This is a genomic window from Nocardioides sp. NPDC006273, assembly GCF_040613495.1.
Classification (GTDB): domain Bacteria; phylum Actinomycetota; class Actinomycetes; order Propionibacteriales; family Nocardioidaceae; genus Nocardioides.
On the sequence record NZ_JBEXSD010000113.1, the window covers coordinates 1 to 5786 of the forward strand.

The 5786-nt window shown below is 70.2% G+C and carries 5 protein-coding genes and 1 pseudogene; 3 read left to right on the plus strand and 3 right to left on the minus strand.

Annotated features, from left to right (window positions below; translation table 11 throughout):
* Positions 1 to 60: 60 nt before the first annotated feature.
* Entirely contained in the window at positions 61 to 2307 is a 2247-nt protein-coding gene (locus ABZZ22_RS26590) for a DNA methyltransferase (RefSeq protein ID WP_354938438.1), read from the minus strand.
* A 3-nt stretch (positions 2308 to 2310) separates the two neighbouring features.
* Between ABZZ22_RS26590 and ABZZ22_RS26595 the strand changes: the two genes are divergently transcribed.
* Complete coding sequence (locus tag ABZZ22_RS26595) at positions 2311 to 2646, plus strand: hypothetical protein (RefSeq protein ID WP_354938441.1); 336 nt, start codon at positions 2311 to 2313, stop codon at positions 2644 to 2646.
* A 70-nt stretch (positions 2647 to 2716) separates the two neighbouring features.
* Positions 2717 to 3190: a hypothetical protein gene (locus ABZZ22_RS26600; protein WP_354938444.1), complete on the plus strand. Its 474-nt coding sequence runs from the start codon at positions 2717 to 2719 to the stop codon at positions 3188 to 3190.
* Here the strand turns inward: ABZZ22_RS26600 and ABZZ22_RS26605 are convergent.
* Positions 3187 to 4086, minus strand: coding sequence for an amidohydrolase family protein (locus ABZZ22_RS26605; protein WP_354938447.1), 900 nt, complete (start codon positions 4084 to 4086; stop codon positions 3187 to 3189). The two genes, ABZZ22_RS26600 and ABZZ22_RS26605, sit on opposite strands and share 4 nt — an antisense overlap.
* Positions 4087 to 4097: 11 nt before the next feature.
* Positions 4098 to 4970 (minus strand): RNase H family protein, encoded by an 873-nt coding sequence (locus ABZZ22_RS26610; protein ID WP_354938450.1) that lies wholly within the window; start codon positions 4968 to 4970, stop codon positions 4098 to 4100.
* Between ABZZ22_RS26610 and ABZZ22_RS26615 the strand changes: the two are divergent.
* Positions 4957 to 5663 (plus strand): annotated as a pseudogene (locus ABZZ22_RS26615) (aldo/keto reductase). The gene ABZZ22_RS26610 and the pseudogene ABZZ22_RS26615 sit on opposite strands and share 14 nt — an antisense overlap.
* The last annotated feature ends 123 nt before the right edge of the window (positions 5664 to 5786 follow it).

The window sequence follows — 5786 nt, forward strand, 5'->3', positions numbered from 1 at the left end:
CAGCATTTCTCAAGTTTCCTACGCGCGCGGCGGATAGGGACCGAACTGTCTCACGACGTTCTAAACCCAGCTCGCGTGTGACGTCTCGGCCGACCTACCTGACGTCTCGGGCGACGTACCTGACGTCTCGGGCGACGTACCTGACGCTTCGGCGAGGGTGAGGTTCTGGTCGACGAGGGCGGCCATCAGGGCTCGCTGGCGGATCGGGGTGAGGCCGAAGCCGGTGGGGGTCAGGTCGGGGGTGGCGAGGGACTCGTCGATGCCCTGCAGGCGGGCGGTCGCGTGGTTGACGTCGGCGATGGCCTGGCGCAGGTCCGTGGTCGCGAGGTCGTGGGTGTGGGGGTCACCGACGAGGTTGAGTACGCCGGTGACGCCGATCCGGCGCTCGGTGCCGACGCGGTCCAGGGCCGCGAGGAGCGCCTCGCCGACCGGGCAGAGCGGCGCGAGATCGGCGGGGAACGGGTAGGTGGCGCGCAGGCGCGAGGGGTTGTAGCGGTAGGCGGTGTTGAGCATGGTGCCGCCAGCGCGCATCGCCCAGACGCGATGGAGGTCGGAGGCCAAGAACGCGTACGCCGCCGGATCCTGCGTCGGGTAGACGACCAGGCCGTTGGAGAACACGTGGTCGGCACCGACCAGCACTGGCCACAGGTGTTTGCTGTGCTTGCTGAACGCGATGACGTGCGAGACCCCGGCGGCGTCGCGATAGAGCTCGTCGACCGGGCTGAGGAAACCCCACCAGCGCTCCTTGAGCTGGGGGTACTTCACGAACTGACGACGGCGCTCGGCGCGTACCTTCGACTGTACGAGACGTGCGAGCGCACGGTCCTCGGCGAGCTCCTCGAGCCCCAGCTTGCCGACGTCCACGACGAAGCGAGAAGCGGTCGAGCCACAGGGTCTCACCAGGTCCTCACCGCTCAGGTAGGGCCGCACAGCGTGCCCGAGCGGACCGCGAGCGAGCTTCTCCGCCTCGGACGGCGTCAGCACGAGCGAGCGTCCGAGCACGATCGTGCCCTGATAGCCGTGCGGTAGCGGGACCTCGAGATCCAGCCGCGCCGGCTCCGGGAGGGAGAGACCTTCCTCGAGCGTGCCGGTGATCGCGGAGACCGGGCGCCCGTCGAGCCAAGCGCTGTCGAGCGGCCGGACGGTGAGCCAGATCTTCGCGAACCGCACGCCCGCCGTCGGCCACGGGGCCGACCGCTCCGCCCGGGCGACCTGCCAGCCGCGGTCCAGGAGGGCACCGAGACCGAACCGCGCCGTGTCGCCCTCGCTGACCGAGTCGGTCGTGATCAGCCCGATCTCGCCCCGACTGAGAGCAGCGGCGCGGAGCAGGAAGTAGATGACGTAGTCGGCCCGCCTGGTGGTGCCCCCGGCGAGCGTGTGGGCGAGGTAGTCCCGCAGCTCTTGACCGATCGCGTCCCGCACCCGCTTCACCCCGAGGTAGGGCGGATTGCCGACGACCGCGTCGAAGCCGCCACGCGCCATCACCTCAGGAGCGACCAGCGCCCAGTGGATCGGGCGGACAACGGGAACAGGCAGGCGCCGGCCCCTGCTCAGCGCCGCGTACGCATCGTCGAGCCGTCGCCCCGGCCGGCCGCCCAACGGCAGCGCGACCGCGACCATGGCGTCGGCGTACGCCTTCGGGTCACGTACGTCCGCGGGCAGGTCGGCCGGGTCGACGAGTCCCACCAGCGAGTTGCCGCAGAGGATGCGGTCGTCGAGAAAGGTCAGCGAGAGCGCGGGATCCTCGCAGAGCAGCCAGAGAGACAGTTTCGCGATGTCGACCGCGACCGGGTCGATGTCGGCACCGTAGAGACAGCCGGTCACGACCTCGACCATGGGCACCTGGCACGAGGAGGCCAGGTAGCGGGCGGAGGCGAGGAGGAAGACGCCGCTCCCGGCGGCGATGTCGACCACGGTCGCGTCCGGCGCGGTGACCGGTGCCAGGGTGTGCGCGACGATCTCGTCGGCGAGCTCGGGCGGGGTGTAGTGGGCACCGTTGTCGCGCCGCGAGGAGTCCTCGAGCAGAGCCTCGTAGACATAGCCGATCTCCTCCAGAACGAGATCGTCCGCCGCTGTCCCGTCCGGACCCAGATAGTCCGTCAGCAGATGATCCAGAGAGGGATGGTCCGCGCTCGGCACGGACAGCAGCCCCGCGGAGTCGAGGGCAGCGTCGGTGAGCGGCATCCCCCGCGCCTCGGCGAAGCTCCGCACGACCCGGCGCATCACCACGGCCACCGCCACCGGGCCGCCGCCCAGCGCGGCCACCGCCGACCGCGCTCGATCGCGCAACGCCTGGGCCGTGATCACAGGATGAACCATAGAACGCTCGCAGGCTGGCGCACCGACGTACGCGCACTGATGGCGACCAGCGACTGCGTCGTCCAGAACGCCGGCGGCTTCACCTCGCTCGAGGCACTGGCCTCGGGCACCCCGGTGATCACCTACCGCTCGATCTCCGGCCACGGCGCTGCCAACTCGGCGAACCTGGACCGTGCGGGGCCGATCCCGTGGGCCCGGGACGAGCTCGAGCTCGCCAAGCACCTGGTCGTCGCCGCGGAGTCGCCCCGGTTCAACCGGCTCGCGCTCGGGTTCCCCGACCTCGTCCAGATCCTCACCGGCAGCTTCGAGGAGACCGCTGTGGCCTGACCGGTCCTCGGGGCGGCGTACTTTGCGCCAAAGCGCACACGGACGAGCCGCGACCTGGTTGGCTACGCAGGTGACAGCGATCTTCGCGAGTGTGGTGGCAGTGCTCGGCACCCTCCTCGGCTCTCTGGCGACGTACGCGATCCAGCGGAGCACAGTCCGTCAGCAGCAGGCACTGGCCGGCGCCGAACGTCGGCGGCAGGAACGGGTCGACGCGATAGCGGTCTATGCGGAGGCACTCACCACCTACCGACGTGTCCGGATGGACCGGTGGCACTCCGTCTACGAGGACCGCGATGACCAGGACGTCCTCCGCCGGCTGGACTACGAGGTACGCGCGGCGGCGGTGTCGGCAAGACTGCGAGTCGAGCTGCTGGTCGATGACCGGGAGCTGCGAGAGCAATGTCACCTGTCGCTCGAGGTCATCGAGGCGATGAGACCCGGGATCCCCTCCGAGGAGTTCGAGCAGGGCCGGAACGAGTCGCGGACCGCGCTCACCCAGGTTGTCGACACAGCCAGGAAGTTCCTGGACCAAGCACAGGGCTAGACCCCGAAGAGCCGCGCGGCGTTCTCATAGAGCACCCCGCGCGCCCACTCGTCCCCGAGCCCGAGGCCCAGGACCGCATCGACCGCCTCCAGATAGGGATAGGGGATGTTCGGGAAGTCGCTCCCGAACAGGACCCGCTCCCCCAGCGCCTTCAGGCGTGGCATCTCCTCGGCGGGGAAGGGTGCCATCGCCTCGGTGAAGGCAGTGAAGGCCATGGTCGTGTCCAGGTGCACCCCGTCGTACTTCTCCGCAAGGTCGAGGAATCGTGAGTAGTCCGGCAGCCCCATGTGGGCGACGATCAGCACCAGATCCGGGTAGCGCTCGAGCAGCGCCTCCATGCCGGCCGGCCCCGTGAAACGCCCCGGAGCGGGCCCATGGCCGGAGTGGATCACCAGCGGCGTACGCGACTGCGAGAGCACCTCCCAGACCGGGTCCAGCAGCGGCGAGTTGGGGTCGTAGTCACCGACCTGGACGTGCGCCTTGAAGATCCGCGCCCCTGCCTCGACCGCCTCGCGCACGCACTCGCCCGCTCCCGGCTCCGGGTAGAACGTCGCGGACTGCAGGCAGTCCGGCTTGTCGGCCGCGAACTCCGCACCCCACTCGTTCAGCCACGCCGCCATCTGGGGCTTGTGCGGATAGGTGAGCGCCGAGAAGCGACGTACGCCGAGGCCTCTCAGCACCCGGAGCCGCTCCTCCTCGGTGTGCCGGTAGGCGATCGGCCATGCCTGGCCGGTCATCGGACCGACGGCGTCGAAGTAGGCCCAGACCTTCTCGAGCATCCGCTCGGGCAGGAAGTGGGTGTGTACGTCGAAGATGCCGTCCAGGCCCAGCGCATCGAGCCGCGCGCGGATCTGCGCAGGCTCGTCGGGGGCGATGGTGACCGCAGGAGGATTCACAGCAGGCGAACCTACCCGGCTGAAGCAGAGCCCGAGGCCACGGGCACGGCGAACGTATCCGCGATCGCCCGCGCCCTCCTGGGGATCTCCTCGGCGGTGAGCCCCCAGGTCCCCTCGGCGAAACGCCGGGCGAGCTTCGCGAGCGAGTCCGCACCTTCGTTGAGAGCCTCGCCGACGTGGCCGCGCACCCATTCGAAAGAGAGACGCTCGGACTCGCGGCACAGGTCGTCGTGCATCCTGGTCAGGCCGGCGAGGTCGGCCCGGTGGGCAGTCTCGTAGCCCTTCGGCATGGACACCTCGCCGCGGAGCCAGCTCTCGATCTGCGCGAGCGCGACCCGCGAGTCGGTCCGGATGGTCAGCGTACGCCGCGGCAGCGCCCGCACCGCCTCGGCGATCGCCTGGAGCTCGGCCAGGACCACAAGCGACTGCGGATCGCGGATCCGGGCGTTGGGCACCTGCCGCCCGAAGCCGTGCTGTCCGTCGCCGGCGAGCCAGCCCCAGCCGATGAACCCGCGGTGCGCCGAGCCGTCGGTCGCGACGACCAGCGGCGGCAACGGACCGGCGCGATGGACGGCCAGCGCCTCCACCGCCTCGGCACGGATGTCCGCGTCCTCGTCGACGAACGGCACCACGGCGACCCCTGGATAGGCGGACGCGATCTCGTCGGTCAGCATCCAGAACCGCGAGTTGGACGGAAGCGCGACCACGACCTGAACCGGTGCGAGCGGCTCCAGCGAGTCGTACGCGGCTCCGATCGCCGCGATGATCGCGTCCTCGGTCCCGCGCGCACCCAGCGATCCCGCCGCGCGCAGCTCCGGGCCGGCCAGGACCCAGTCCCAGCGCTCGGCGTCGCTACGCCCCTTGACGACGATGAAGCAACGCACCGCAGACCTCCTGACCCGCCCGAACAAGTCACGCTCGACGGTACCGGGCGGCCCCGAAGAACCGGACGGCGGCGTCAGGATCCGGACAGCGCCGGCCGGAACGGTCAGACGAACCCGAGCTCCTGGGCGAGACGCGATCGCCGTCCTCCGCCGCGCCGTCGAGCTTGGCGTGAACCACATCGACACCGCGGCGATCCACTTCACTCCCACGCGCTCGGCCAACGAGCTGATCGCGACCGCTCTCCAGCCGTACGGCGAGGACCTGGTGACCGCGACCAAGGTCGGCCGGACCCGCGCGGCCGCGACAACGCCTGGGAGTCCGAGACCCGTCCCGAGCGCTTGCGCGACCAAGTCGAGGAGAACATCCGCCAGCTCGGCCTCGACCACCTCGGCGTGGTGAACCTGCGCTGGGGAGTCGGTCGCGAGCGCGGCACCGGGTCGATCGCCGACCAGTTCGGCGCCCTGCTCGACCTGCGCGAGGCCGGCTTGGTCGAGCACGTCGGCCTCCCCAACATCGGTCCCGAGCAGCTCACCGAGGCGCTCGCGATCGGGCCGGTGGCCTGCGTACAGAACCAGTACGGTCTCGCCACCCGCCGCGAGGACGACGCGCGGCTGAGCCTGTGCGGCGAGCACAGGGTCGCGTTCGTGCCCTTCGACTCCATCGGCGCCGCCGTCGCCGAAGCAAGGTTGTGAAGCTGAGAGTGACCTATAGGTCACTCTCACAAAGCCTGAGGCGAACAGCTCCACGAAGCAGCACAGCCTCAAGTTCCGGCACGCCAGTGCCCTGACCAAGCTCATGGACGAGCGACAGGACCT